At 70.1% G+C, this 24,242-nt stretch carries 20 protein-coding genes; 9 read left to right on the forward strand and 11 right to left on the reverse strand.

The features are described 5' to 3' along the window. Nucleotide 1 precedes the first annotated feature (1 nt). Both ACQHII_RS43395 and ACQHII_RS43400 read right to left on the reverse strand, forming a co-directional pair. Entirely contained in the window at nucleotides 2-1,366 is a 1,365-nt protein-coding gene (locus ACQHII_RS43395) for a vWA domain-containing protein (protein WP_427924421.1), read from the reverse strand. Further along, a complete protein-coding gene (locus ACQHII_RS43400) occupies nucleotides 1,363-2,220 on the reverse strand; it encodes an AAA family ATPase (protein ID WP_427924422.1) in 858 nt (285 codons plus the stop codon). The genes ACQHII_RS43395 and ACQHII_RS43400 overlap by 4 nt, the downstream gene beginning before the upstream one ends. Nucleotides 2,221-2,404: 184 nt before the next feature. On the opposite strand from ACQHII_RS43400, the gene ACQHII_RS43405 reads away from it, so the two are divergent. Then, a complete protein-coding gene (locus tag ACQHII_RS43405; protein WP_427924423.1) occupies nucleotides 2,405-2,974 on the forward strand; it encodes a TetR/AcrR family transcriptional regulator in 570 nt (189 codons plus the stop codon). A 126-nt stretch (nucleotides 2,975-3,100) separates the two neighbouring features. Here the strand turns inward: ACQHII_RS43405 and ACQHII_RS43410 are convergent, their stop codons facing one another. Both ACQHII_RS43410 and ACQHII_RS43415 read right to left on the reverse strand, forming a co-directional pair. After that, the gene (locus tag ACQHII_RS43410) at nucleotides 3,101-4,411 is read right to left on the reverse strand and encodes an FtsX-like permease family protein (RefSeq protein ID WP_427924424.1); all 1,311 of its coding nucleotides are present in this window, start codon (nucleotides 4,409-4,411) and stop codon (nucleotides 3,101-3,103) included. A 3-nt stretch (nucleotides 4,412-4,414) separates the two neighbouring features. Beyond that, nucleotides 4,415-5,197 (reverse strand): ABC transporter ATP-binding protein, encoded by a 783-nt coding sequence (locus ACQHII_RS43415; RefSeq protein ID WP_427924425.1) that lies wholly within the window; start codon nucleotides 5,195-5,197, stop codon nucleotides 4,415-4,417. Nucleotides 5,198-5,363: 166 nt separating this feature from the next. On the opposite strand from ACQHII_RS43415, the gene ACQHII_RS43420 reads away from it, so the two are divergent. From ACQHII_RS43420 to ACQHII_RS43435, 4 genes are read left to right on the forward strand one after another with little or no spacing between them, the layout of a single operon-like run. Beyond that, nucleotides 5,364-6,044: an ABC transporter permease gene (locus ACQHII_RS43420; protein ID WP_427924426.1), complete on the forward strand. Its 681-nt coding sequence runs from the start codon at nucleotides 5,364-5,366 to the stop codon at nucleotides 6,042-6,044. Next, nucleotides 6,041-6,712 (forward strand): ABC transporter permease, encoded by a 672-nt coding sequence (locus ACQHII_RS43425; RefSeq protein ID WP_427924427.1) that lies wholly within the window; start codon nucleotides 6,041-6,043, stop codon nucleotides 6,710-6,712. Before ACQHII_RS43420 ends, ACQHII_RS43425 begins: the two co-directional genes overlap by 4 nt. Next, a complete protein-coding gene (locus ACQHII_RS43430; RefSeq protein WP_427924428.1) occupies nucleotides 6,709-7,647 on the forward strand; it encodes an ABC transporter substrate-binding protein in 939 nt (312 codons plus the stop codon). Before ACQHII_RS43425 ends, ACQHII_RS43430 begins: the two co-directional genes overlap by 4 nt. Before the next feature lie 40 nt (nucleotides 7,648-7,687). Beyond that, on the forward strand, nucleotides 7,688-8,266 hold the full coding sequence (locus tag ACQHII_RS43435; RefSeq protein ID WP_427924429.1) for a hypothetical protein: 579 nt from the start codon (nucleotides 7,688-7,690) through the stop codon (nucleotides 8,264-8,266). 25 nt (nucleotides 8,267-8,291) lie between these two features. Here the strand turns inward: ACQHII_RS43435 and ACQHII_RS43440 are convergent, their stop codons facing one another. Next, entirely contained in the window at nucleotides 8,292-9,446 is a 1,155-nt protein-coding gene (locus tag ACQHII_RS43440; RefSeq protein ID WP_427924430.1) for a betaine/proline/choline family ABC transporter ATP-binding protein, read from the reverse strand. 201 nt (nucleotides 9,447-9,647) lie between these two features. On the opposite strand from ACQHII_RS43440, the gene ACQHII_RS43445 reads away from it, so the two are divergent. Next, nucleotides 9,648-12,659 carry a family 78 glycoside hydrolase catalytic domain gene (locus tag ACQHII_RS43445; protein ID WP_427924431.1) on the forward strand — a complete coding sequence of 1,004 codons (3,012 nt, stop codon included), beginning with the start codon at nucleotides 9,648-9,650 and terminating at the stop codon, nucleotides 12,657-12,659. Here the strand turns inward: ACQHII_RS43445 and ACQHII_RS43450 are convergent. The 6 genes from ACQHII_RS43450 to rhaI form a co-directional block, all read right to left on the reverse strand. Then, the gene (locus ACQHII_RS43450) at nucleotides 12,632-13,300 is read right to left on the reverse strand and encodes a LutC/YkgG family protein (protein WP_427924432.1); all 669 of its coding nucleotides are present in this window, start codon (nucleotides 13,298-13,300) and stop codon (nucleotides 12,632-12,634) included. The two genes, ACQHII_RS43445 and ACQHII_RS43450, sit on opposite strands and share 28 nt — an antisense overlap. After that, a complete protein-coding gene (locus tag ACQHII_RS43455) occupies nucleotides 13,297-14,775 on the reverse strand; it encodes a LutB/LldF family L-lactate oxidation iron-sulfur protein (RefSeq protein WP_427924433.1) in 1,479 nt (492 codons plus the stop codon). Before ACQHII_RS43455 ends, ACQHII_RS43450 begins: the two co-directional genes overlap by 4 nt. Then, the gene (locus tag ACQHII_RS43460) at nucleotides 14,772-15,527 is read right to left on the reverse strand and encodes a (Fe-S)-binding protein (RefSeq protein ID WP_427924434.1); all 756 of its coding nucleotides are present in this window, start codon (nucleotides 15,525-15,527) and stop codon (nucleotides 14,772-14,774) included. Before ACQHII_RS43460 ends, ACQHII_RS43455 begins: the two co-directional genes overlap by 4 nt. 73 nt (nucleotides 15,528-15,600) lie before the next feature. Then, nucleotides 15,601-17,052: a rhamnulokinase gene (locus ACQHII_RS43465; protein WP_427925536.1), complete on the reverse strand. Its 1,452-nt coding sequence runs from the start codon at nucleotides 17,050-17,052 to the stop codon at nucleotides 15,601-15,603. Between the two features lie 8 nt (nucleotides 17,053-17,060). Further along, nucleotides 17,061-19,100 (reverse strand): bifunctional aldolase/short-chain dehydrogenase, encoded by a 2,040-nt coding sequence (locus tag ACQHII_RS43470; protein ID WP_427924435.1) that lies wholly within the window; start codon nucleotides 19,098-19,100, stop codon nucleotides 17,061-17,063. 114 nt (nucleotides 19,101-19,214) lie between these two features. Next, nucleotides 19,215-20,375 carry an L-rhamnose isomerase gene (rhaI, locus tag ACQHII_RS43475; RefSeq protein WP_427924436.1) on the reverse strand — a complete coding sequence of 387 codons (1,161 nt, stop codon included), beginning with the start codon at nucleotides 20,373-20,375 and terminating at the stop codon, nucleotides 19,215-19,217. A gap of 261 nt (nucleotides 20,376-20,636) precedes the next feature. Between rhaI and ACQHII_RS43480 the strand changes: the two genes are divergently transcribed. Genes ACQHII_RS43480 through ACQHII_RS43490 form a run of 3 tightly spaced genes read left to right on the forward strand, consistent with a single transcriptional unit; the run spans nucleotide 20,637 to nucleotide 24,220 of the window. Further along, complete coding sequence (locus ACQHII_RS43480) at nucleotides 20,637-22,154, forward strand: sugar ABC transporter ATP-binding protein (RefSeq protein ID WP_427924437.1); 1,518 nt, start codon at nucleotides 20,637-20,639, stop codon at nucleotides 22,152-22,154. Nucleotides 22,155-22,197: 43 nt separating this feature from the next. Continuing rightward, on the forward strand, nucleotides 22,198-23,238 hold the full coding sequence (locus ACQHII_RS43485) for an ABC transporter permease (protein ID WP_200710116.1): 1,041 nt from the start codon (nucleotides 22,198-22,200) through the stop codon (nucleotides 23,236-23,238). Continuing rightward, nucleotides 23,231-24,220, forward strand: a complete 990-nt coding sequence (locus ACQHII_RS43490) for an ABC transporter permease (RefSeq protein WP_427924438.1) — start codon at nucleotides 23,231-23,233, stop codon at nucleotides 24,218-24,220. Before ACQHII_RS43485 ends, ACQHII_RS43490 begins: the two co-directional genes overlap by 8 nt. Nucleotides 24,221-24,242 lie beyond the last annotated feature (22 nt).

The following is a 24,242-nucleotide window of genomic DNA, read 5'->3' on the forward strand; positions in this document are numbered from 1 at the left end:
TTCAGATCGGCAGCAACCGCCCGACCAGCGCGCTGAGTTGCTTCGCGTTCCGGCACTCGTGCATCTCGACCAGTTCAGCGTAGTCCGGCGCTGCCGAGTCGCCGGTGCCCCACTGGGAGCGCTGCTCGGGGTTCAACCAGTAGACCCGGCGGGCCCGTTGGGCGATGTGCCGGACGGCCGGGAGATTCGGGTCGCTCATGTTGGTGCGGGCGTCGCCGAGCACGAACACGGTCGTGCGCGGGCCGACCGCGTCGCCGTAGCGCTCGGCGAACTCGCCCAGGGCGACGCCGTAGTCGCTGCTTCCGTGCCAGCCGGTGAGGGTGGCCTCGGCGCGGATGCGGGTGCCCAGGCCCTCGGGGTCGGCCGTGCCGTGCGCGAGCAGCCCGGTCACCTCGTCGAGGCGGTTGACGAAGGCGAACACACGGACCTTGCTGAACTGGTCGTGCAGCGCCTGCACCAGCAGCATCGTGAAGTCGGAGAAACCCGACACCGAGCCCGACACATCGCACAGCAGCACCAGTTCGGGCCGGACCGGCCGACGTCTGCGCAGCACTGGCCGCATCGGAACCCCGCCCGTGGACAGCGAACCGCGCAGCGTGCGGCGCAGGTCGATCGTGCCCCGGGAGGCGCGACGCCGGCGGGCGGCGAGACGCGTGGCGAGCTTCCGGGCCAGCGGCTGAACAGCCCTCCGCAGTTCGGCGAGTTGGGCCCGTCCGGCGAACAGGAAGTCGACGCGGTCGGCCGTCGGCGCCACCGCCCGCCGGGCGATCCGGTCCCGGCCGCGCCGCTCGGCGACCCGGCGCCGCGCCTCCCCGGCGACCTGCCGCCGGAAGCCCTCGATGCGCTGCCGGATCTCGTCGTCCAGCAGCCGGTCGGTGAATCCGGCGTCCCCGCCCTGCGCCCGGATGCTCGTCCGCACCCGGGCCAGCAGCGTCTGCGGGCGCAGCCACTCCAGCGTCTGGTGCGAGGACCAGCCGTCCGTGGTGGGGGAGTTGCCGTAGCCGCCGAAACCGTCGACGGCCTCCGCCGCCAACTGCCCCATCAACGCCCGGTCGTTGGCGGCCAGCGCCGCCGCGAGCCGGTCGCGGAGGTCGTCGCGGCCGGTGGCCTCGCCCTGGGGTGCGCCGATGCCGCGCGGGAAGTAGAGGTCGAAGACCGGGTCGAACACCGGGCGTTGGGTCGTCCCGTGCAGCAGCGTCGCGGCCAGTCCCTCGCGCAGCAGCTCCCGGTCCGTGAACCCGAGGGCCTCCATCGCCAGTGCCGCGTCGACGGTCTCGCCGGTCCCGATCCGCAGACCGTGCGCGCGCAGCGCCGCGACAAGGCCCGTCAGCCGCTCGGCGACATCGGTGACCCCGGCGGCGGTCACACCGCGTCCAGGTCGAGCTTCGCCGCCGCCCTGAGGATGTCGTCCTGGTGCTTGAGGAGCACGCCGAGGGTGTCCCGTACGACCGTCTCGTCGAGCGTGTCGGCGCCGAGGGCCAGGAGGGTGCGGGCCCAGTCGATGCTCTCGGCCACCGACGGCACCTTCCGCAGCTCCATCTCCCGCAGCGCCCCGACCACCCGGACCACCGACTCGGCCAGCGTCTCGCCGAGCCCCGGCACCTTCAGCCGTACGATCCGGCGCTCCAACTCCTCGTCGGGGAAGCCGATATGGAGGAACAGGCAGCGGCGGCGCAACGCCTCGGAGAGTTCACGGCTCGCGTTCGAGGTGAGGACGACGAAGGGGCGGCGGGTCGCGGTGATGGTCCCCAACTCCGGGACGGTGACCTGGAAGTCGCTGAGCACCTCCAGCAGCAGGCCCTCGACCTCGACGTCCGCCTTGTCGGTCTCGTCGATCAGCAGGACCTTGGAGTCGTCGCCCCGGATCGCCGTGAGCAGCGGGCGGGGGAGCAGGAACTCCTCGCTGAAGATGTCGGTGCGGGTCTCGTCCCAGCTCTCGTCGCGGCCCGCGCTGATGCGCAGCAGCTGCTTGGCGTGGTTCCACTCGTACAGCGCGCGGGACTCGTCGACGCCCTCGTAGCACTGGAGCCGGACCAGCTCCGCCCCGGCGACCTCGGCGACGGCCTTCGCCAGCTCCGTCTTGCCGACGCCGGCCGGGCCCTCGACCAGGAGCGGTTTGCCGAGGCGGTCGGCGAGGAACACGGTCGTGGCGACGGCGGGCGAGGCCAGATAGCCGGTCTCGGCGAGGCGCGCGGCGACTTCGTCGACGGAACGGAACAACGGGGCCTCCGGCGGATCGGGAGCGGTGCGTCGAGGACATCGAGGACGGCGCATCGACATCCCAGCTCATCCAGCTATATGTCTAAGCGCTTGTTCACCTCCACTGTCGCCCGTGATCGGGCCGCCGCGCAAGCCTGTACACCGATCGGTTTCCTCTCGGCTTCCGGCGCGGTAACCTCGCGGTATGGCCACGACAGACAAGGCGTCCCCCCGAGACCGGCTGCTCGACGCGGCGGCCGAGCTCTTCTACCGCGACGGCGTCTCCATCGGCGTCGAGGCGCTGTGCCGGTCCGCCGGAGTCTCTAAACGGTCGATGTACCAGCTCTTCGACAGCAAGGACGAGGTCCTGGCCGCGAGCCTGGAGCGCCGCGCCCCCGGTTACGCGGCGCGGCTCATGCCCATCCCGGACGACGCCGGTACGCCCCGCGAACGCATCCTCCACGTCTTCGAGCAGGCGGAGAAGGCGTCGGCCGAACCCGAGTACATGGGCTGCCCCTTTCTCGCCGCACTGGTCGAGCTGAAGGACCCCGAGCATCCGGCGAGCGTGGTGGCCCGCGCCGCGAAGGAGTCGTTGCAGGAGGCGTTTCGAGGCCAGGCTGAGTTGGGGGGCGCGCACGATCCCGCCCTGTTGGCACGCCAGTTGATGCTGATCTTCGACGGCGCGAGCGCCCGCGCCGGAGCGAGGTTGGAGAGGCTGGACGGGCTCACCCTGGAGACGGTGACGATACTGCTGGACGCGGCCGGCGTCGCCTGAACGCCGGTCGCTATGGCGGCTGCCCCGTTCTGCGCGCCCTGAAGGGGCGCGGGGAACTGCGCGACCAGCCACGACGGCGCCGCGGACAAGCGACAGCCCGACTGCCCCTGACCCGTCCGGCAGGACTCACGCCGCCAACCCCACCGCCTCCACCGCCGGCGTCCGCAGCACCCGCCGTGCCGTAAGCAAGCTCGTCCCCAATGTCACCGTCGCCGCCACCGCGACGACCGCCAGCCAGATGCCGAGCCCCTGGTGCGGCAGCACCGAGTCGCTCCGGACCATGGTGAACGGGATGATCCCCGCCAGCGCGGTCACCGTGCCGGACAGCACTCCGGTGATCGTGAGGATCGCGGTCTCGGTGCCCACCGTGCGCAGCACCTGTCCCGGAGTCGCGCCCGCCAGGCGCTGTCCGCCGAACTCCCGGGCCCGGTAAGTCGTCGCCGCGTACAGGGAGTTGACGAGCATCACGCAGACGAAGACCACGATGATGCCGACGACCGTGAAGTTGAGCGTCTCCAGGTTCTTCGCGTCCACCGACTTCGTCAGCCCCGAGGCCGTCACCGCGTCGCTCTCCACCGCCTGCATGTAGAGCGTCGCCGTGGACACCGCAGTGAACAGGATGAGCGACATCAGGATCCCGGCCGACTCGGCGGCCCGCTCGCGCAGGTTGCGGACGGCCAACCAGCCGCTCGCGCCCGCCAGTTCGAGGCGGTCGAGCAGCGACTTCAGCAGCCGGGGCGCCAGTAGCGCCAGCCCCACCGAGAGCAGGATCGCCCCGTACGCCGGTGCCGCCATCAGCGCCGCGTCCGTCGCGGAGAACGCGAAGGTCGACGACACCGACAGCACACCCGCGACCAGCGCGCCGTACGCGAGCAACGTCCTTGCCCGGCCCGGCTGTCGACGCCCGCGCGTCGCCCGCCGTACGGCCAGGAACGCGGCGCCCGCCGAGGCGAGCAGGGTGATGCCGAGGCCGGACTGGAGGGCGAAGGGACCGAAGGAGTAGTCGACGGACCGCGCCACCTGGCCGCTGTCCTGGAACACCCCGAACAGTGCCCGTCCGCCGAGCATCGCCGGACCGACGGCGAGCAGCGCGCCCAGCAGGGCGACGGCCACCGCCTCACCCACGACCATCCGCCTGAGCTGCGCCGGGGTCGCCCCTGAGCGGCGCAGCGTCTCCAACTCCCTTGACCGCTGTCGCACATTGACCGTCAGCGTCGAGGCGACGGCGAAGAACACCAGCAGCGTGCCGTAGCCGCCGACGACACTCGCCGACGTGGACAGCGTCTCGGCGCTCACCGAGTCGATGCCGTGCTGTGCCGCCGTGTCGTGCAGCGAGTTGAACGTCATGATGATCGCCGCGCCGAGGAACGCGGCCAGCAGGGTCGCCAGGAACCGCCCCGGCCGCTGCCGGACCGAACGCATCGCCAGTACGAACATCGCTCACACCCCCACCGTCACGTCGTCGCCCAGGTGCGCCAGCCGCTCGGCGACCGCGTCGACGGTCGGCGCGTGCATCCGGCCGGCGAGCCTGCCGTCCGCGAGGAACACCACCGAGTCGGCGTACGAGGCCGCGACCGGGTCGTGCGTCACCATCACCACGGTCCGCCCGTGCACCCGCACCGCCTCCCGCAACAGCAGCAGCACGTCCCGCGCGCTGCGCGTGTCCAGGGCGCCGGTCGGCTCGTCCGCGAAGATCACCCGGGGCTCGGTGACCAGCGCGCGGGCGATCGCGACCCGCTGCCGCTGACCGCCGGAGAGCTGCTCGGGGCGGTGGCCGAGCCGGTCCCCGAGACCGACCGCCGTCAGCACCTCCCGGACCCGCGTACGGTCGACGCGCCGCCCGGCCAGCTTCAGCGGCAGCACGGTGTTCTGCGCCACGGTGAGCGTGTCGAGGAGGTTGTACTGCTGGAACACGAACCCGATCCGCCCCCGCCGGAACCGCGTCAGCTCCGCCTCGCTCCCGCCCGTCAGCTCCGCGCCGTCGACCATCACGATCCCGCTGTCCGGCCGGTCGAGCCCCGCCGCGCACTGCAACAGCGTCGACTTCCCGGACCCCGAGGGCCCCATCACCGCCGTGAAGGTGCCGCGCTCCAGGCTCAGCGTGACCCCGTCCAGCGCGGTCACGGCGCTGTCGGCACGGCCGTAGGTCCTGCTGACCTTGACCAGCCGCAGCGCCTCGGCTGCGGGTCCCTTGTCGTGCGTGCGTCGTGCGGTGCGAAACATCGCCATCACCCTCCGTGCGGCACGCCCTGTGCCTCGCCCACGACGCTACGGAGCGGGCGGGCGGCGCACATTGGGCGCAGAACCCGTATCGAGGGGTGTACCCAGCGACACCCCGTACGGGTCAGCAGAACGAGCCGCCCACCGGCCCGCCCGATGCAATGGTGGGGTGACCGCGCCCCCGGACGACTGCCTCGCCCGCAACGAGTGGATCTGCGGCGAGTATCTGAGCACCCGCCGCCACATCCTCCTCGACGCGGTCGGCCAGCACCTCCAGCTCACCGCGATGTCGGTGCTCATCGGCCTGGCGGTCGCCCTGCCCCTCGCGGTCGTGGCCCGCCGCTGGGGCTGGGCCGCGGGACCCGTACTCGCCGTCACGACGATCCTCTACACGATCCCGTCCCTGGCGATGTTCTCGCTCCTGCTTCCCGTCTACGGCCTCTCGGCCACCCTCGTGGTCGCCGGACTGGTCCTGTACTCACTCACCCTGCTCGTCCGCAACATCCTCGCCGGCCTGCGCGCCGTACCCGAGGAGACCCGACAGGCCGCACGCGGCATGGGCTACGGCCCGATCCGCCTCCTCCTCACCGTCGAACTGCCCCTCGCCCTCCCCGCCGCGATGGCCGGCCTGCGCATCGCCACCGTCTCGGCGGTCTCGCTGGTGACGGTCGGCGCGATCGTCGGCTTCGGCGGTCTCGGCAACCTCATCTACGCGGGCATGAACACCTACTTCAAGGCACAGGTGCTCACCGCGTCCGTGCTGTGCGTGGTGATCGCGATCGTCGCCGACCTGCTCCTGCTGCTCGTACAACGGCTGATCACCCCCTGGACCAGGGCGGTGCGCGGATGAACACCCTCACCGACGCCTGGCACTGGCTCACCGACTCCGCCCACTGGAGCGGCGACGACGGCATCTGGCACCGCCTCGCGCAGCACCTCGTCCTCACCGTCGTCTGCCTGGTCATCAGCTGCCTGATCGCGCTCCCGGTCGCGCTCGTCCTCGGCCACCTCGGCAAGGGCGGCGCGCTCGCCGTCAACATCTCCAACATCGGCCGCGCGGTACCCACCTTCGCCGTCCTGGTCCTGCTGCTCCTGACCCCGATCGGCAACTGGGGCGAGGGGCCCACGGTCGTCGCCCTCGTCCTGTTCGCCGTACCGCCGCTGCTCACCAACGCGTACGTCGGCATGCGCGAGGTCGACCGCGATGTGGTGCGGGCCGCGCGCGGCATGGGGATGACCGGCCGTCAGATGCTGTTCCGCGTCGAACTGCCCCTCTCGCTCCCGCTGTTGCTGAACGGCGTACGGATCGCCGCCGTCCAACTCGTCGCGACCGCCACCATCGCCGCACTCGCCGGCGGCGGCGGACTCGGCCGCATCATCACCGCCGGCTTCAACCTCGCCAACACCGCACAGGTGGTCGCCGGAGCGGTCCTCGTCGCCGTGTTCGCGCTGCTCGTCGAGGGCGTCTTCGAGGTCGCCGAGCGACTGTCGCCCCGCTGGGCGAGGGGAGCGCGATGAGGCGGCACACCGTCGCGGCCGTACTGCTCCTGGCGGCCACCGGCTGCTCGACCGGACCCTCCCTGGAGAACCGGAGCGCCGTCACCGCGCCACCCGGCGACAGCCACCACCTCACCATCGGCTCGGCCGGATTCACCGAGAGCGACCTGCTCGCCCAGATGTACTCGCTGCTGCTGAAGCAGGCCGGCTACAAGACGTCCCTGCTCACCGTCGCCAACCGCGAACTCTACGAACCCGCCCTGGAATCAGGGCAGATCGACGTCGTACCCGAGTACGCGGCCACCTTCGCCGACTGGCTCAACGCGAAGACCAACGGCCCCGACGCCCCGGCCGTCGGCTCACCGAATCTCGCGGTCACGATGAAGGCACTGCGCCAACTGGCCACCCCACGCGGGCTGACCGTCCTCGACCCCGGAAAGGCCGTCGACCAGAACGCCTTCGCCGTGGCCCGCTCGTACGCGCGGGAACACCACCTCAAGACCCTCAGCGACCTCGGCGCGTCGGGACTTGAGGTACGGCTCGCGGCGGGCGACGAGTGCGTGCAACGGCCTTACTGCGAACCGGGGTTGAAGAAGACCTACGGCATCGACGTCACCGCCGTCGACCCCAAGGGCGTCGGCACGACCCAGGCCAAGAGCGCGGTGCGGAGCGGCCAGGACCAGATGGTGCTGACCACGACCACCGATGCCACCCTCGACGAGTTCGGCCTGGTCCTCCTCGCCGACGACAAGCACCTCCAGAACGCCGACTACGTCGTCCCGGTCGTCAACCGCTCCCGTGCGGGGAGTCCCGGCGTGACCAAGGCGCTGGGGAAACTCAACGACGTCCTTACCACCGCCGATCTGGCATCGATGAACCAACAGGTCGACAGCTGGCGGCGGTTGGCACAGGACGTGGCGCGGACGTATCTGAAGGACAAGGGTCTGTTGAAGTGAGGTTCGGGCCGTTGTCAGTGGCGGGTTGTAGCTTTCGGGCATGGGTGTCTATCTGATCGATGTCGGTGTTGGAGAGTGGCTGCGTGAGGACACGGGGGAAGGGGGGATGGGGGCGATCGCCAAGGGGCTCGACGCGGAGTTGACCCGGCGCGGGCTGCCGCCTTACGCGGCTGAGGCGGAGCGGGAGGGGGCCCTGGGCTTCGAGGAGAAACTGAGCCCGCCCATGAAGGGTTTCGACGCGCTCTGCCGCGCTCGGCTGACGCCTGAGGAACGTGCGTTGATCGGCGACTGGACGGTCCTGGTGCCGGTCTCGCTCGACGCGGAGATACGGCTGCCGATCGGCTCCGCGTACACGGACGAGACGGTGATCGCGGGAGCGCCCCAGGTGCTCGCCCTCGCCGAACGGCTGGCGGCGGCCCTGGAGTTGCCCGCCGAGGTACCGGAAGCGACCGAGAACCTCGCGCTCACCTTCTGGTTCCTGGAGGGCGAGGCGGAGGAACTGGCCGCTGCCCGCCCCGGCCGCTGGAGCGAGGACCTGGACACGGCCTTCTACGTGGCCCTGTACCTGCGAGCCGCCCAGCACTCGCTGCGACAGGGCTGCCCCATCACCTACTCCTGAGCCCTCCTGGGCCGGGAGCCGACCCTCACGCGTCCGCAACCGAGTCGAAGTCCACCTGTCCGCGCGGCACTCCGAGGGCGTCCGCGTCCACGGAGCGCCGCAAGGCCTCGTGCAGCTTCGCCGGAGTCAGCACACCGAGGAAGCGCGCACCGTCCAGCACGGCGACCCACCCGGCATCGTGCTGGAGCATCACACCGAACGCCTGCTTCAGCGGGGCGCCCACCGGCACCCACGCGTTCATCCGGTGCGCGCGTTCCCCGACCGTGCCGCCTGCCGTGAGTTCGTCGGCCTTGACCCACCCCTGCAATTCGCCCTGCGCGTCGAGGACCACGGCCCACCGCGCGCCCTCGACCCGCAGCCGTTCCGCTGCCCGAAGGGCCGGTTCGTCGACGCGAGCCACCGGCGGCTGCTCCAGGTCGTCGGGCTCGATCGCGGTGACCGACAGCCGCTTCAGCCCCCGGTCCGCGCCCACGAACGACGCGACGTACGGCGTCGCCGGCTTGCCGAGCACCGCGCCCGGAGTGTCGTACTGCTCGATCCGCCCCTGCCCGTACACGGCGATACGGTCCCCGAGCCGTACCGCCTCCTCGATGTCGTGCGTGACCAGCAGCACCGTCTTGCGCACAGTGGCCTGCATCCGCAGGAACTCGTCCTGCAACTGCTCCCGCACCACGGGGTCGACGGCACCGAACGGCTCGTCCATGAGCAGCACCGGCGGATCGGCGGCCAGTGCCCGCGCCACCCCGACCCGCTGCCGCTGACCGCCCGACAACTGCTCCGGGTAGCGCGACCCGTAGGTCTTCGGGTCCAGGCCCACCAGATCGAGCAGCTCGGCGGCCCGCGCCCGCGCCTTGGCCCGCTTCCAGCCGACCAGGGACGGCACGGTCGCCGTGTTGTCGAGGACCGTGCGGTGCGGGAAGAGCCCCACCTGCTGGATGACGTATCCGATACGGCGCCGCAGCTGCACCGGGTCGACGGAGGCGATGTCCTCGCCGTTGACGAGGATCCGGCCGGAGGTGGGCTCGATGAGCCGGTTGACCATCATCATGGTCGTCGTCTTGCCGCAGCCGGACGGGCCCACGAGCGTGACGAGTTCGCCCTCGGACACCTCGAAGGACAGCCCGTCCACGGCCGTCGTACCGTCCGGATACCGCTTGCCGACCTGCTCGAACCGGATCATGACCTCACGCTAACGGCGCCGGTCCGACACCGCCCATCAACGGGGGCCTACTGGCTGGTGACGTGCCCGCTCCGGTTTTGAAATGTTTCAAATCGTGTGCTGTCGAGGAGGTGGACACACGTTTTTCACCGCACTATTTTCGACCATCGAACGCACTGAACCGATACAACTCCGTCTCTCGGCGGGTCGAAGGGACAGGGCATGAACGACGCAGTCGCCGTTGCCGGCACCACCGTCTCGGGCCTCACGGTGGAGCACCGCACCGACCCGCTCGGCGTGGACGCGGAACACCCGAGGTTCGGGTGGCGCATGACGTCCGGCGCGCGTGGCCGCCGCCAGACCGCGTACCGCGTCCAGGTCGCCTCCTCACCCCGCCACCTGGCCGACGACCGGACCGACCTCTGGGACACCGGACGCGTCGACTCGGCGGACTCGGTCGCGATCCGCTACGCGGGCCCCGGACTCCACGCCTCGACCCGCTACCACTGGACGGTGACGGTGTGGGACGAGCACGGCCGGGCCACCTCCGCCACCGCCCACTTCGAGACCGGCCTCCTCAGCACCGACGGAGTCACCGGCTGGGACGGCGCGCGGTGGATCGGCATGGCCGGCAAGCGGCCGAACAGTGCGGGCGCGCCCCTCCTGCGCCGCCGGGCCGAACCGACCGGCGAGCGGGTGAGCGAGGCCCGGCTGTACGTGTCCGCACTCGGCGTGTACGAGGCCTACGTCAACGGCCGCCGGGTCGCGGTGCCGCACGGCGACGGCACGACCCACGAACTCCTGACCCCCGGCTGGACCAACTACGAGACCACCGTCGACTACTTCACCTACGACGTCACCGACCTGCTGACGGACCCGTCACAGGACCCGTCCCAGATCACCCTCGCCGCCGTACTCGGCAACGGCTGGTACAACAGCCGCATCTCCGAGAACACCCCCTACTACGCGGTCGACGGCAACTCCCTTGCCCTGAAGGCGAAACTGCTCATCCGCTACGCCGACGGCTCCACCCAGACGATCGTCACCGCACCAGACGACGAATGGCGAGCCACCGACACCGGCCCCTACCGCGCCGACGACATCTACGACGGCCAGACCTACGACGCCCGCCGGGAACTCCCGGGCTGGACAGCCAACGGCTACGACACCACCACCTGGTCCGCCGTCGAGGAGCTCAACCACCCCTTCCCCGAAGCCCGGTTGGTCGCCCACCCCGGTGAGAGCGCCCGCCTGGTGCCGAGTTGGGACCGCGAGCCGTGCTCGGTCACCGTCTACACCGGTGTGACCGACGAAGAGGGCAGCGCGAACGGCCGCGGCCGGATCGTCATCGACCCGGCCCGCACGGTGACCGACCCCGACCTCGCGGCCACCGCCTCCGTCACCCTGCACCCCGGCGACACCGCCGTCATCGACCTCGGCCAGAACCTCGTCGGCGTGCCCCGCTACACCGTGCGCGGCCCGGCGGGCGCCCAAGTGGTCTGCGCACCGGGGGAGATGCTCAACGACGACAGCGCGGGCGCGGACGGACCCGTCGGCTCGGTCTACCGCGCCAACCTGCGCACCGCCCGGGCGACCAGCACCTACATCCTCAAGGGCGACCCGGCCGGCGAGACCCACCAGGACTCGCTGACCTTCTACGGCTTCCGCTACGTCTCGGTCACCACGACCGACACCGTCACCCTCTCCGAGCTCACCGGCAGGGTCGCCACCTCCGCCCTCCGCGACATCGGCACCGTCACCACCGACGACACCGACGTCAACCAGCTGATCAGCAACGTCCGTTGGGGCCAGCGCGGCAACTACCTCTGGATCCCCACCGACTGCCCCCAGCGCGACGAACGCCTCGGCTGGACCGGCGACACCCAGCTCTTCGCCAACACCGCCCTCTGCAACGCCGATTCGGTCACCTTCCTCAGCCACTTCCAGGACACCCTGATCGACTCACAACGCCGCTACGGCGCGGACGGCGCCCAGTTCCCCTGGGTCGCCCCCGGCAACCGCTACAGCCAGCCGCTCCCGGCGAGCGGCTGGGCGGACTGCGGAGTGGTCCTGCCCTGGACGGTCTGGCAGCTGACCGGCGACACCACGATCATCGACCGCAGTTGGGCGGCGATGACCCAGTACGTCGACTGGATCCGGGACCGTACCGGCGACACCCACGCCGGTCAGGGCGCGATCTTCGGGGACTGGCTCGCCTTCCAGATCACCAGCACCCAGCTCATCAGCGACGCCTACTACGGCTACAGCGCCCGCCTGATGGCCGACATGGCCCACGCCACCGGCCGCACCGCCGAAGCCGCCGCCCATGAGGAACTCTTCACCCGCATCAAGCGCGCCTTCATCACCAAGTACCTTGCCACCGACCCCGGTTCGGGCCGCATCACCGTCCGCTCCAGCCTCGGCGAGCCACCGCCGTACACACCCGGCAACAGCGCGGGCAAGACCGAGGACGACACCCAGACCGCCCTGCTCTGGATCCTCAAACTCGGCTTCTACGACACGGAGGACCAGCGCCGCCAACTGGTCGCCCTGCTCGCCGACAACATCGGCAACAGCGAGGCCTACAAGGCGGCCCACCCCGACAGCACCCGCGTCCAGTACGCCGAGAACACCCTCTCCGTCGGCTTCCTCGGCGTGAACGTCATCGCGCCCGTCCTCACCGACGAGGGCCGCGTCGATCTGGCGTACCAACTCCTCCACCAGAAGGCGATGCCGTCCTGGCTCTACTCGGTGGCCAACGGCGCCACCACCGTCTGGGAGCGCTGGAACTCGTACTCCGAGGAAGACGGCTTCGGTCCGGTCGACATGAACTCCTTCAATCACTACTCCTACGGCGCGATCATGGAGTGGATGTACGAGAGCATGGCCGGCATCGCCAAGGACCCGGCCCACCCGGGTTTCCGCCACTTCTTCCTCCGGCCGCACCTCGACCCCACCGGCAGGATCACCCGGGTGACCGGCTCGCATCTCTCGCCCTACGGCGAGATCGTCAGCGAATGGAGCGTGCGGGAAGAGGAGTTGACGTACCGGGCGGTCGTCCCCGCCAACAGCACGGCGACCCTGCGGATCCCCGCCGCCGACCCGTCGGCCGTCCGCGAGCACGGCACGCCCCTGGCGGAGGCGGCGGGCGTGCGGTTCCTCGGCTTCGCGGACGGCATCGCCTCCTTCGAACTCCCCTCGGGGAGCTACGAGTTGACCTCCGCGATCGGCTGACCGGTCACCAGCACCACCTCCAGGGTGCGCGGACCGTGCACCCCCTCGACCCGGTCCAGCTCGATGTCGCTGGTCGCCGAGGGACCGGAGATCCAGGTCAACGGGCGGGCGGGGTCGAGGCGTTGGAGCGCCTGGGGCACCGAGGAGACCACCTGGTCCGGCACGCGTACGACACAGATGTGGTGGTCCGGGATGAGGGTGATCCGGCGGCGGCCCTGGTCGGGGCTGCCGTCCAGGACGATGGTGCCGGTCTCGGCGGCGGCCACGGCGCACGCAGTGACCACACTGTCGACCTGGTCCAGCTCGTGCGGGGTGGTCTCGGCCCGGTCCTCGATCCGCTCGACGTCGGCCGCCGCGAGCCAGGAGGGCTCCAGACCCGGCGGCACGACGACCGTCCCGGCACCGCGCTCGGTGAGCAACCGCCCGATGACGGCGGCGAGTTCGGCCTCCGCGCACCGGTGCACGATCGCCCGGTAGTCCGCCAGGTTCTCGGCCAGCAGCTCGACCGTCTGCTCGACGGTCCGGTTCCCGTGTTCCGTCAGATAGTCCCGCCGAACCGCCTGTCCGTACGGCGTCTCATCCTTACGCACATCCGCGAGCGCGCGCTGCACGCGGCCCAGGATCCGTTCCCTGCTGCTCACTCGGCACCGTCCTTTCCGCCGTGCGTGCGCTGCCACCAGTCGCGGAACGGCTCCGCGGGCACGGTCGGCAGCTCCCGGGTACCGCTCCACGCCTTGCCCGGGCCGGGCAGCGTCCGGGGATGGAAGCGGCGGGTGCGGGAGGCCAGCCGCTGGCCTGCGCGCAGGGCGCCCGGGTGGGCGAACGTCCAGCGTGCCGCCCGCATGGCGGCCCGCTCGGCGGCATGCCCCTTCGCTGGCCGCAGCACCACCTTGTTGCCCTCACGGGTCACCGGCCCGCCCTCCACGACCCGCTCCCGCAGATGCACGAGCACCTCGGGGATGTCGATGGCGACCGGGCACACCTCGTAGCAGGCGCCGCACAGCGACGAGGCATACGGCAGCGAGGCGTCGATCTCGCTTGCGGTGCCCCGGAGTTGGGGGCTGAGGATCGCGCCGATCGGGCCCGGGTAGACCGAGCCGTAGGCGTGGCCGCCGGCCCGCTCGTACACCGGGCAGACATTGAGGCAGGCCGAGCAGCGGATGCAGCGCAGGGCCTGGCGGCCGACCTCGTCGGCGAGGGTGTCGCTGCGGCCGTTGTCGAGCAGCACCAGGTGGAAGACGCGCGGGCCGTCGCCGTCGGTCGTGCCGGTCCAGGTGCTGGTGTACGGGTTCATGCGCTCGGCGGTCGAGGAGCGGGGGAGGGTCTGAAGGAACACCTCCAGGTCCTGCCAGGTGGGCACGATCTTCTCGATGCCGACGACCGAGATCAGCGTCTCGGGGAGGGTGAGGCACATCCGGCCGTTGCCCTCGGACTCGACGACGACGAGGGTGCCGGTGTCGGCGACCATGAAGTTGGCGCCGGAGACGCCGACCTTGGCGCGCAGGAACTTCTCGCGGAGGTGCAGGCGCGCGGCCTCGGCGAGTTCGGCCGGGGTGTCGGTCAGACCCTCCGGTGCGGGGCGGCCCCACTCGCTCATCTCGCGGGCGAAGATCTCCCGGATCTCACCGCGGTTGCGGTGGATCGCGGGCACCAGGATGTGCGAGGGCCGGTCCTTGCCCAACTGCACGATCAGCTCGGCGAGATCGGTCTCGTAGGCGTGGATGCCCTCCGCCTCCAGCGCCTCGTTGAGCCCGATCTCCTGTGTGGCCATCGACTTGACCTTGACGACCTCCGACTCGCCCGTCTCCTGGACGAGTTGAACGACGATCCGGTTGGCCTCCTCCGCGTCGGCGGCCCAGTGGACGACACCGCCGGCGGCCGTGACCGACTCCTCCAACTGGACCAGATAGCGGTCGAGATGACGGAGCGTGTGGTCCTTGATCTGCTTGCCGGCCTCGCGCAGCGCGGCCCAGTCCGACACCTCGGCGACGGCCTTGGCGCGTTTGGCGCGGATCGTGTGGGTGGCGTGCCGCAGATTTCCGCGCAGGGTCTGGTTGTTGACGGCCTCGTGCGCGGCCACGGGGAAGGCGGGCATCCCCACGAACGTCCCGCTCATGCTGTCGGCTCCTCTTCCGTGGCGGCCAGGATCTCGGCGATGTGGACGGGCCGCATGTCGGTGTGGAGCCGGGCCATCGTGCCGCCGATGTGCATCAGGCAGGAGTTGTCCGCGGCGCACAGCACCTCGGCGCCCGTCGACTCGGCGTTGCGTACCTTGTCGGCGCCCATCGCCGCCGAGACGTCGGCGTTCTTCACGGCGAACGTCCCGCCGAAGCCGCAGCACTCGTCTGCACCCGGCAGCTCGACCAACTCCAGCCCCTTGACGGCCTGGAGGAGCCTGAGCGGCCGGTCGCCGAGTCCCAGGCTGCGCAGCCCGTGGCAGGTGGGGTGATAGGTCACCCTGTGCGGATAGCAGGCACCCACATCCGTCACCCCGAGCACGTCCACGAGGAACTCGGTCAGCTCGTACGTCTTCGGCACGACCGGTGCCAGCGTGGCCGCGAGGGCGTCGCCGCGCCCTTCCGCCCGGGCCCGTTCCCCCATCCGGGGATACAGTTCCCGCACCATCGCCCCGCACGACCCGGACGGCGTGACGATCGCCTCGTATTCCCCGAAGACATCGGAGAAATGCCGGGCGAGCGGCTCGGCCTCATGGCGGTAGCCGGTGTTGTAATGCGCCTGTCCGCAACAGGTCTGCGCCATCGGGAAGTCGACCTCGACGCCCAGTCTGGTCAGCAGTTTCACCACGGCGCGCCCGGTGTCCGGATACAGCGTGTCGTTGACGCAAGTCAGGAACAGGGCGACACGCATCGCGGCTCCTTAGTGGTCGATCATCGGATGGATGCAGCGTAGTCGGAGGGCACCGTCTGGGGGAGCCCCCACTTCAACGGGCGGCGAGCCGGGCCTGTGCCGCCCGCCACCGGGCCGTGTCTCCCTGGGGCTCGTACCGGGTCGACGGCTGGGTACGGGCGAGCAGCCCCCGCATCCCGGCCAGGTCACCGACGAGCCCGTGGGCCCGCGCCTGAACGAGCACATTGCCCAGCGCGGCGGCCTCCGTGGGCCCCGCCACCACCGGCAACCCGCAGGCGTCGGCGGTCAGTTGGCACAGCAGCGCGTTGCGCGTACCGCCCCCGACGATGTGCACGACGTCGACCGGATGATCGGCGAGCGCCTGCGCCTCATCGACCGCCCGCCGATGAGCGAGCGCGAGCGAGTCGAGAATGCACCGCGTGATCTCGGCGCGGGACTCCGGCACCGGCTGCCCCGAGCCACGACAGGCGTCCGCGATCCGCTCCGGCATCCGCCCCGGTGCCAGAAACACCGAGTCACCCGCGTCCACCACCGACCGCAGCGCCGGCACCCTGGCCGCCTCGCGCAGCAACTCGCCCAACTCCGGCTCGCCCCAGGCCCGTACACACTCCTGAAGCAGCCACAGCCCCATGATGTTGCGCAGATAACGGACCGTGCCGTCGAGCCCCAGCTCATTGGTGAAGTTGGCGGCCCGACTGGCTTCGCTGAGCACGGGCGCATCGAGCTCCAGCCCGGCCAGGGACCAAGTCCCGGTGCAGATGTAGGCGAACCGCTCCGCCACGGCCGGAACGGCGGCGACGGCGGAGGCCGTGTCGTGGGACCCGACCACCGTCACCGGCACGGGCCCGCTCAGCCCCGTCTCCTCCAACACCTCGGCCCGCAGCACACCCGCCGGATCCCCCGGCTGCCGCAGGGGCGCGAACAGCCCGAGGTCGATACCGAGCCGCGAGGCGATGTCGTACGACCAGTCGCGCGTCCGGGGATCGACGAGTTGGGTCGTGGAGGCGTTGGTCAGCTCGGTGCCCTGCTCCCCGGTGAGCCAGTACGACAGCAGATCGGGGATGAGCAACAGCCGTGCGGCGTTGGCGAGTTGAGTCGAATCACGGGCGGCCGTCAGTTGGTACAGGGTGTTGAAGGGCGCGTACTGCAACCCGGTCGACGCGTACAACTCACCCGCCGGCACGGTCGCCCACACCTTCTCGGCGACCCCCTCCGTGCGGGCGTCCCGATAGTGCACGGGGTTGCCCAGCAGCGCCCCGTCCGCGTCCAGCAGGCCGTAGTCCACGGCCCAGCTGTCGATACCCACGGAATCGATCCGGCCACCGGTGGCCGCTCCCGCCGCCCGGAGTCCGTCGAGGACCCCCGCGTACAGCGCGAGGATGTCCCAGCGCAGCCCTTCCGGAGTCCGGACGGGCCGGTTGGGAAAGCGGTGGGCCTCCGCCAACTCAAGGGAGTCCGGTCCGACACGGCCGACCATGACCCGCCCACTGGACGCGCCGAGATCGACCGCCGCGTACGCCTTCACGTCGGCGCTCACCGAAGGAAGGCTGCCGCAACGCCGGCGTCGACCGGGACGTGCAGCCCGGTGGTGTGCGTCAAGTCCCCACCGGTGAGGGCGAAGACGGCGCCCGCGACATGCTCCGGCAGCACCTCCCGCTTGAGGATGGTGCGTTGGGCGTAGAACTCGCCGAGCTTCTCCTCCTCGATCCCGTAGGTAGCCGCCCGCTGCGCGCCCCAGCCGCCCGCGAAGATGCCCGAGCCACGTACGACACCGTCCGGGTTGATCCCGTTGACCCGGATCCCGTGCTCGCCCAACTCGGCTGCCAGCAGCCGTACTTGGTGGGCCTGGTCGGCCTTGGTGGCGGAGTAGGCGATGTTGTTGGGCCCGGCGAACACGGCGTTCTTGGACGCGATGTAGAGGATGTCGCCGCCGAGCCCCTGCGCGATCATCGCCCGCGCGGCCTCACGCGAGACGAGGAACGATCCACGGGCCATGATGTCGTGCTGAAGATCCCAGTCCCGCGCCGAAGTCTCCAGCAGGGGCTTGGAGATGGAGATCCCCGCGTTGTTGACGACGAGATCGACCCCGCCGAAGGCGAGCAGCGCGGCCTTGAAGGCGTCGGCGATCTGCCCTTCGTCCGTTACATCGACAGTCACGGCGACAGCCTTGTCGGGCCCGCCCAGTTCCTCCGAAACGGCCTGCGCGCTCTCGGAGTTGAGGTCAGCGACGACGACACAGGCCCCCTCGTCGACGAGTCGCCGTGCGATGGCCTTCCCGATCCCACTGCCCGCGCCGGTCACGAGTGCGATGCGCGTGGCGAGCGGCTTGGGCTTCGGCATCCGCCGCAACTTGGCCTCTTCCAGGGCCCAGTACTCGATGCGGAACTTCTCCGACTCCTCGATCGGCGCGTACGACGACACGGCCTCGGCCCCGCGCATCACGTTGATGGCGTTGACGTAGAACTCCCCGGCCACCCGCGCCGTCTGCTTGTCCTTGCCGAACGAGAACATGCCCACACCCGGGATCAGCACGATCGCCGGGTCGGCGCCGCGCATCGCGGGGGAGTCGGGCACGGCATGCCGCTCGTAGTACGCGGCGTACTCCTCGCGATAGACGGCGTGCAGTTCCTTCAGTCGCGCGATCGCCTCGTCCAGCGGAGCGGTGGGCGGCAGATCGAGAACGAGCGGCCTGACCTTGGTCCGCAGAAAGTGGTCGGGGCACGAGGTCCCGAGCGCCGCGAGCCGGGGATGCTCGGCCCGCGCGAGGAAGTCGAGCACGACATCGGAATCGGTGAAGTGCCCCACCTGCGGCCGGTCTTGAGAGGCGACGGCACGAACGTACGGCGCGAGCGCGGCGGCCCGTTCCCGCCGCTCATCGTCGCCGAGCGGACCGTACCCCTCGACGACTGGCCCGAAGGGCTCGGGCCTCCCACGCTCGACGAGGAACGCCTCGGCGGTCCGGATGATGTGCAGCGAATTCCGCTCGCACTCCTCGGAACTCGCCCCCCAGGCGGTGATCCCGTGCCCCCCGAGCACACACCCGACGGCCTGCGGATTGGCCTCCTTGACGGCGGCGATGTCCAGCCCGAGCTGGAACCCGGGCCGCCGCCAGGGCACCCACACGACCGTGTCCCCGAAGCACTCGGCGGTCAGCTTCTCCCCGTCGGCGGCACAGGCGAGCGCGATCCCGGAATCGGGATGCAGATGATCGACATGAGCCGCGTCCACGAGCCCGTGCATGGCGGTGTCGATGGAGGGCGCCGCACCCCCCTTGCCATGCAGGCAGTAGTCGAACGCGGCGACCATCTCGTCCTCGCGATCCACACCCGGGTAGACGTCGACGAGCGCGCGCATCCGGTCCAGGCGCAACACGGCGAGCCCCGCCTCGGTGAGCGTCCCGAGGTCACCCCCGGACCCCTTCACCCACATCAACTCGACATCACCCCCGGTGACGGGGTCAGTGTCCACGCCCTTGGCGGAAGCGTTCCCGCCGGCGTAGTTGGTGTTACGGGGATCAGCGCCAAGCCGATGGGAACGGGCGAGGAGAGAGGCGGCTTCGGGATGCGGTGCCATGAACGTCCAGTCCTTCTGTGAGAGAGGGTGACTGCATTCCTTTAGGGGCGCGGGGAACTGCGCGACCAGCCACAACGGACCCGCACCCGCAAACAACGAATTCTCGGCAGACGCTCAGGCGCCCCAACCCGCCTGCTGCCCCCCAACCCGCTCAGCCACAATCCGCTCCTGCCACCCACTGGCGCGATACGCCGCGATCGGATCAGGACTAAGCCCCTGCTCCTCCCGCAACTCCCGCAGCAACGGCCGCACATCCGTGTTGTACGCGTCCATGACCACGGCGTTCGCGCCCAGCACGTCCCCACTCCGCTGCGCGACACCCAACGCATCCCGATCCACGAGCAACGCCTTGGCCGTGGCTTCCTGCACATTCATCACCGACCGAATGATCGCCGGAATCTTCGCCTCGATGTTGTGGCACTGATCGAGCATGAACGCCACATCAGGAGTGAACCCCCCACCCCGGATCACCTCGTACATGATCCGGAACAACTGGAAGGGATCCGCCGCCCCCACCATCAGATCGTCGTCGGCGTAGAACCGCGAGTTGAAGTCGAACGCCCCGAGCTTCCCCTCCCGCAGCAGCGTCGCCACGATGAACTCGATATTGGTGCCGGGAGCGTGATGCCCGGTGTCGACCACGACCTGCGCCTTGGGCCCGAGCTTCAGGCAGTGGGCGTAGGCCGTCCCCCAGTCGGGAACATCGGTCGCGTAGAACGCCGGCTCGAAGAACTTGTACTCCAGCAGCATCCGCTGCCCGTCCCCGAGCCGCGTGTACACCGCCGCGAGTGCCTCGGCCAGCCGGTCCTGGCGCGCGCTCAGGTCATCCTGCCCGGGATAGTTCGTCCCGTCGGCGAACCACAGCTTCAGGTCGGCGGACCCCGTCGCGTCCATGATGTCGACGCACTCCAGCAGATGGTCGAGCGCCTTGCGCCGCACCGCCGCGTCGGGATGGCAGACGCTGCCCAGCCGGTAGTCGTCGTCCTGGAAGGTGTTGGAGTTGATCGCGCCGAGCTTCAGCCCGTGGTCGTCCGCGAACTTGGCCAGCGCCCCGAAGTCGTCGACCCGGTCCCAGGGAATGTGCAGGGCCACCGTCGGCGCCACGCCCGTGAACTCGTGGACCTTGGCCGCGTCCTCCAGTTTCTCCTGCGGGGTCCGCGGCACACCCTCCTGGGCGAACACCTTGAACCGGGTCCCGGAGTTCCCGTACGCCCACGACGGCGTCTCGACTGCCTGGGTCCTGAGCGCGGCCTTCACCGCGGCGAGATCGGTCACTTGTGGGCTCCTGTGACATGCGACGAAACGATGTGTGTATGAAACGATTCAGAGAGCGAAGTTATGAGCCTCCCGAAGGGGTGTCAAGCCCTACGGCGAAGCCTGTGCTCCGTGACTTCAATGTGACCTTTGGCTATCGAAAGTTTTTCGATGCGGACCCATTGACGTGACAAGGCTGGCGAGCCTAACGTCCCGGCAACCAAGTTGAAACCTTTCACGACGTCGTGGCGGCTCACCGCCGACGTCGTCGAGGAGCCCCTCATGACCCACCCGTCAGACGCGGGTCCGGCCCCGGTGCTCGCGCTCAAGGGCATCTCCAAGTCCTTCGGCGCGGTACGCGCCCTGCGGGACGTGTCCCTCGAACTGTTCCCCGGTGAGGTGCACGCACTCGCCGGTGAGAACGGCGCGGGCAAGTCCACTCTCATCAAGACCCTCGCCGGTGTGCACCGGCCCGACGCCGGCCAGGTGCTGCTCGACGGCGAACCCGTCCTCTTCCACGGCCCCGGTGACGCCCGCGACGCGGGTATCGCCGTGATCTACCAGGAACCGACCCTCTTCCCCGACCTGTCGATCGCCGAGAACATCTTCATGGGCCGCCAGCCGCGCCGCGCGCTCGGCCGGATCGACCACAAGGCCACGCACGCGGCGACCGCCGAGCTGATGAAGCGGCTGGGCGTGGAACTGGACCCCGACCGCCCGGCGCGCGGCCTGTCCATCGCGGATCAGCAGATCGTGGAGATCGCCAAGGCGCTCTCCTTCGACGCCCGGGTCCTCATCATGGACGAGCCGACGGCCGCCCTCACCGGCAGCGAGGTGGCCCGCCTCTTCGGTGTGGTCCGCACCCTGCGCGAACAGGGCGCGGCCGTCCTGTTCATCTCGCACCGCCTGGAGGAGATCTTCCAGATCTGCCGGCGGGTCACCACCCTCCGTGACGGCGCGCTGATCTCCAGCGAACCGCTCGACGGGATGACCGAGGACGATCTCGTCCGCCGCATGGTCGGCCGCGATCTCGACGAGCTGTATCCCAAGCAGGACGTCGAACCGGGTGAAGTCGCCCTGAGCGTCAAGCGGTTGACCCGCGAGGGCGTCTTCACCGACGTTTCTTTCGACGTACGGCGCGGGGAGATCGTCGGTCTCGCCGGGCTCGTCGGCGCCGGCCGTACCGAGGTGGCGCGAGCCGTCTTCGGCATCGACCGGTGGGACGCCGGCGGCGTCGAGGTCGACGGCAAGGCGCTGACGAACGGCGCTCCTTCCACCGCGATGGCCGCGGGCCTCGCCCTGGTCCCCGAGGACCGGCGCGCCCAGGGCCTGGTGATGGACATGTCGATCGAGCGCAACATCGGACTGACCGGCCTGCGTACGACCGTGAAGGCGGGCCTCGTCGATCGCGGCGCCGAGCGCAGCCGTTCGCTCGACTGGGCGGTGAAGCTGCACGTCAAGTACGCGCGGATCGCCGACACCGTCAACACGCTCTCCGGCGGCAACCAGCAGAAGGTCGTCCTCGCCAAGTGGCTCGCCACCGGGCCCAAGGTGCTGATCGTCGACGAGCCGACCCGTGGCATCGATGTCGGGACCAAGGCCGAAGTGCACCGGTTGCTCAGCGAGTTGGCGGCCGACGGGGTCGCCGTCCTGATGATCTCCTCCGATCTGCCCGAGATCCTCGGCATGGCCGACCGCGTGCTGGTGATGCACGAGGGCCGGCTCACCGCAGAGATCCCCCGTTCCGAAGCCACCGAGGAATCCGTGATGGCCGCAGCCACCGGGAGGGCCGCCGCATGAGCCCGGCCTTCATGACGATCGAGTCCTTCGGGAGGGCCGCCCTATGACGGTCACCGCGCCCAATCCCGCGCCCGCCGCCGAGGCCCCCGAGTCGAGCGGCACCCGGCTGGTCGACCGGGTCTTCAAGATGCGCGAACTCGCCATCCTGGTCGTCTTCCTGGTGATGATCGGCATCACCCAGGCGGGCAACAGCGAGTTCCTGTCCGAGCAGGGCATCAAGGACCTGCTGCTCAACGCGACCATCCTGGTCCTGGTCGCCACCGGCCAGTCGCTGGTCGTCATCACCCGCAACGTCGACCTGTCGGTCGGCTCCACCCTCGGCATCACCGCCTTCGCCACCGGCGACTACCTCCACAGCGGCGGCAACGCTGTCGTCGCGATCCTGCTGGCAGTGCTCCTCGGTGTCGGACTGGGCCTGGTCAACGGGCTGTTGGTGAGTCTCGGGCAGGTACCCGCCCTCGTCGTCACGCTCGGCACGCTCTACATCATCCGGGGCGTCGACTCCATCTGGGTCGGCTCCCGGCAGATCACGGCCGCCGATCTCCCGGGCGGATTCGTGGACTTCGGCTCCGGCGGACTGTCGGCGGTGCCCTGGCTGGCGCTGATCGCACTCGCCGTACTCATCGCCACCGCCTACTACCTCAAACACTTCGGCAGCGGACGGGAGTTGTACGCCCTCGGCTCCAACCCCGAGGCCGCGCGGCTCGCCGGCATCCCCGTCCGCAAGCGGATCCTCGCCGCGTACACCTTCTGCGGCGGCCTGGCCGGACTCGCCGGCGCGATGTACCTCGCCCGCTTCGGCAACGTCGACTCCGGCACCGGCACCGGCTACGAACTCACCGTGGTCAGCGCGGTGGTTGTCGGTGGAGTGGTCTTCACCGGCGGCTCCGGCAGCGTCTACGGCGCGGCCCTCGGCGCCCTCCTGCTGACCTCGATCAACAGTGTGCTGCCCGCCCTCGGCGTCAGCTCCGTCTGGGTGCTCGCCATCAACGGCATCCTGCTCATCCTCGCCATCGCCGTCGACCGGATCGTCGCCCTGCGCGTGGCCACCGCACTGAAGAAGAGGAACGCCCGCCATGCCTGAGTCGTTGACGCGCGCGATCCGCTGGGACACGGTCGTCGGCGCCCTCCTCGTCGTCCTGCTGCTGTTCTCCTTCACCTCCGTCGACGGTTTCGGCAACGCGCTGAACCTGTCGTTCCTGATCGGCAACACCCTGCCCATCGCCCTGATCGCGCTCCCGATGACCCTGCTGGTCGTCGCCGGCGAGATCGATCTGTCGGTCGCCTCGACGGCCGGCCTGTCGGGCGCGGTGATGGGCAAACTGTGGAACGACGGCATGGCGATCGAGACGATCATCCCGATCTGCCTGCTGCTGGGCCTGGTCTGCGGCCTCGTCAACGGGCTGCTCGTCACCCGGCTCGGACTGCCGTCCCTCGCCGTCACGATCGGCACGCTGGCCGCGTACCGGGGCATCGCGCAGATCGTGCTCGGTTCCGACGCGGTGACCGACTTCCCCACGCAGTACCTGGACTTCGCGGCGGGACGGCTCGGCAACACGTTCCTTCCGCGAGCCTTCCTGCCCTTCCTGGTGCTGCTCGCCATCGCCGTCGTAGCGCTGCACGCCACGCCGTTCGGGCGGTCGTTGTTCGCGATCGGGGCGAACGAGGAGGCGGCGCGGTTCGCCGGTATCCGGGTCAAGCGGCAGAAGCTGATCCTGTTCACGGTGACCGGGTTGATGGCCTCGCTCACCGGGATCTTCTGGGCGCTGCACTACGCCAGCGCTCGCTATGACAACGCGACCGGGCTCGAACTCTCCGTAGTGGCCGCGGTGTTGCTCGGCGGGATCGACTTCGACGGCGGGAAGGGGACGTTGGGCGGGGCGGTCGCGGGTGTCTTTCTGCTCGGGGCGTTGCAGAACGTGATGAGTCTGCTGAATGTCTCCGCGCAGTCGCAGATCGTCGTGACCGGTGTGTTGCTCGTCGTCTCCGTACTCGGCCCGCGGGCCGCACGGCAGATCTCCATCGCAAGGGCGGGGCGTAGAGCCGCCGCGACTCCGACCTCATAACTCCGTTCTCCCGTAAAGGACT

This window comes from Streptomyces sp. cg40 (assembly GCF_050320165.1).
Taxonomy (GTDB): domain Bacteria; phylum Actinomycetota; class Actinomycetes; order Streptomycetales; family Streptomycetaceae; genus Streptomyces; species Streptomyces hokutonensis.

Coding starts and splice junctions, on each gene's coding strand:
- ACQHII_RS43405 (WP_427924423.1), top strand. CDS start 2,405: ATGGCCACGACAGACAAGGCGTCCCCCCGAGACCGGCTGCTCGACGCG.
- ACQHII_RS43410 (WP_427924424.1), bottom strand. CDS start 4,411: ATGTTCGTACTGGCGATGCGTTCGGTCCGGCAGCGGCCGGGGCGGTTC.
- ACQHII_RS43415 (WP_427924425.1), bottom strand. CDS start 5,197: ATGTTTCGCACCGCACGACGCACGCACGACAAGGGACCCGCAGCCGAG.
- ACQHII_RS43425 (WP_427924427.1), top strand. CDS start 6,041: ATGAACACCCTCACCGACGCCTGGCACTGGCTCACCGACTCCGCCCAC.
- ACQHII_RS43430 (WP_427924428.1), top strand. CDS start 6,709: ATGAGGCGGCACACCGTCGCGGCCGTACTGCTCCTGGCGGCCACCGGC.
- ACQHII_RS43435 (WP_427924429.1), top strand. CDS start 7,688: ATGGGTGTCTATCTGATCGATGTCGGTGTTGGAGAGTGGCTGCGTGAG.
- ACQHII_RS43440 (WP_427924430.1), bottom strand. CDS start 9,446: ATGATCCGGTTCGAGCAGGTCGGCAAGCGGTATCCGGACGGTACGACG.
- ACQHII_RS43445 (WP_427924431.1), top strand. CDS start 9,648: ATGAACGACGCAGTCGCCGTTGCCGGCACCACCGTCTCGGGCCTCACG.
- ACQHII_RS43455 (WP_427924433.1), bottom strand. CDS start 14,775: ATGAGCGGGACGTTCGTGGGGATGCCCGCCTTCCCCGTGGCCGCGCAC.
- ACQHII_RS43460 (WP_427924434.1), bottom strand. CDS start 15,527: ATGCGTGTCGCCCTGTTCCTGACTTGCGTCAACGACACGCTGTATCCG.
- ACQHII_RS43470 (WP_427924435.1), bottom strand. CDS start 19,100: ATGGCACCGCATCCCGAAGCCGCCTCTCTCCTCGCCCGTTCCCATCGG.
- ACQHII_RS43480 (WP_427924437.1), top strand. CDS start 20,637: ATGACCCACCCGTCAGACGCGGGTCCGGCCCCGGTGCTCGCGCTCAAG.
- ACQHII_RS43485 (WP_200710116.1), top strand. CDS start 22,198: ATGACGGTCACCGCGCCCAATCCCGCGCCCGCCGCCGAGGCCCCCGAG.
- ACQHII_RS43490 (WP_427924438.1), top strand. CDS start 23,231: ATGCCTGAGTCGTTGACGCGCGCGATCCGCTGGGACACGGTCGTCGGC.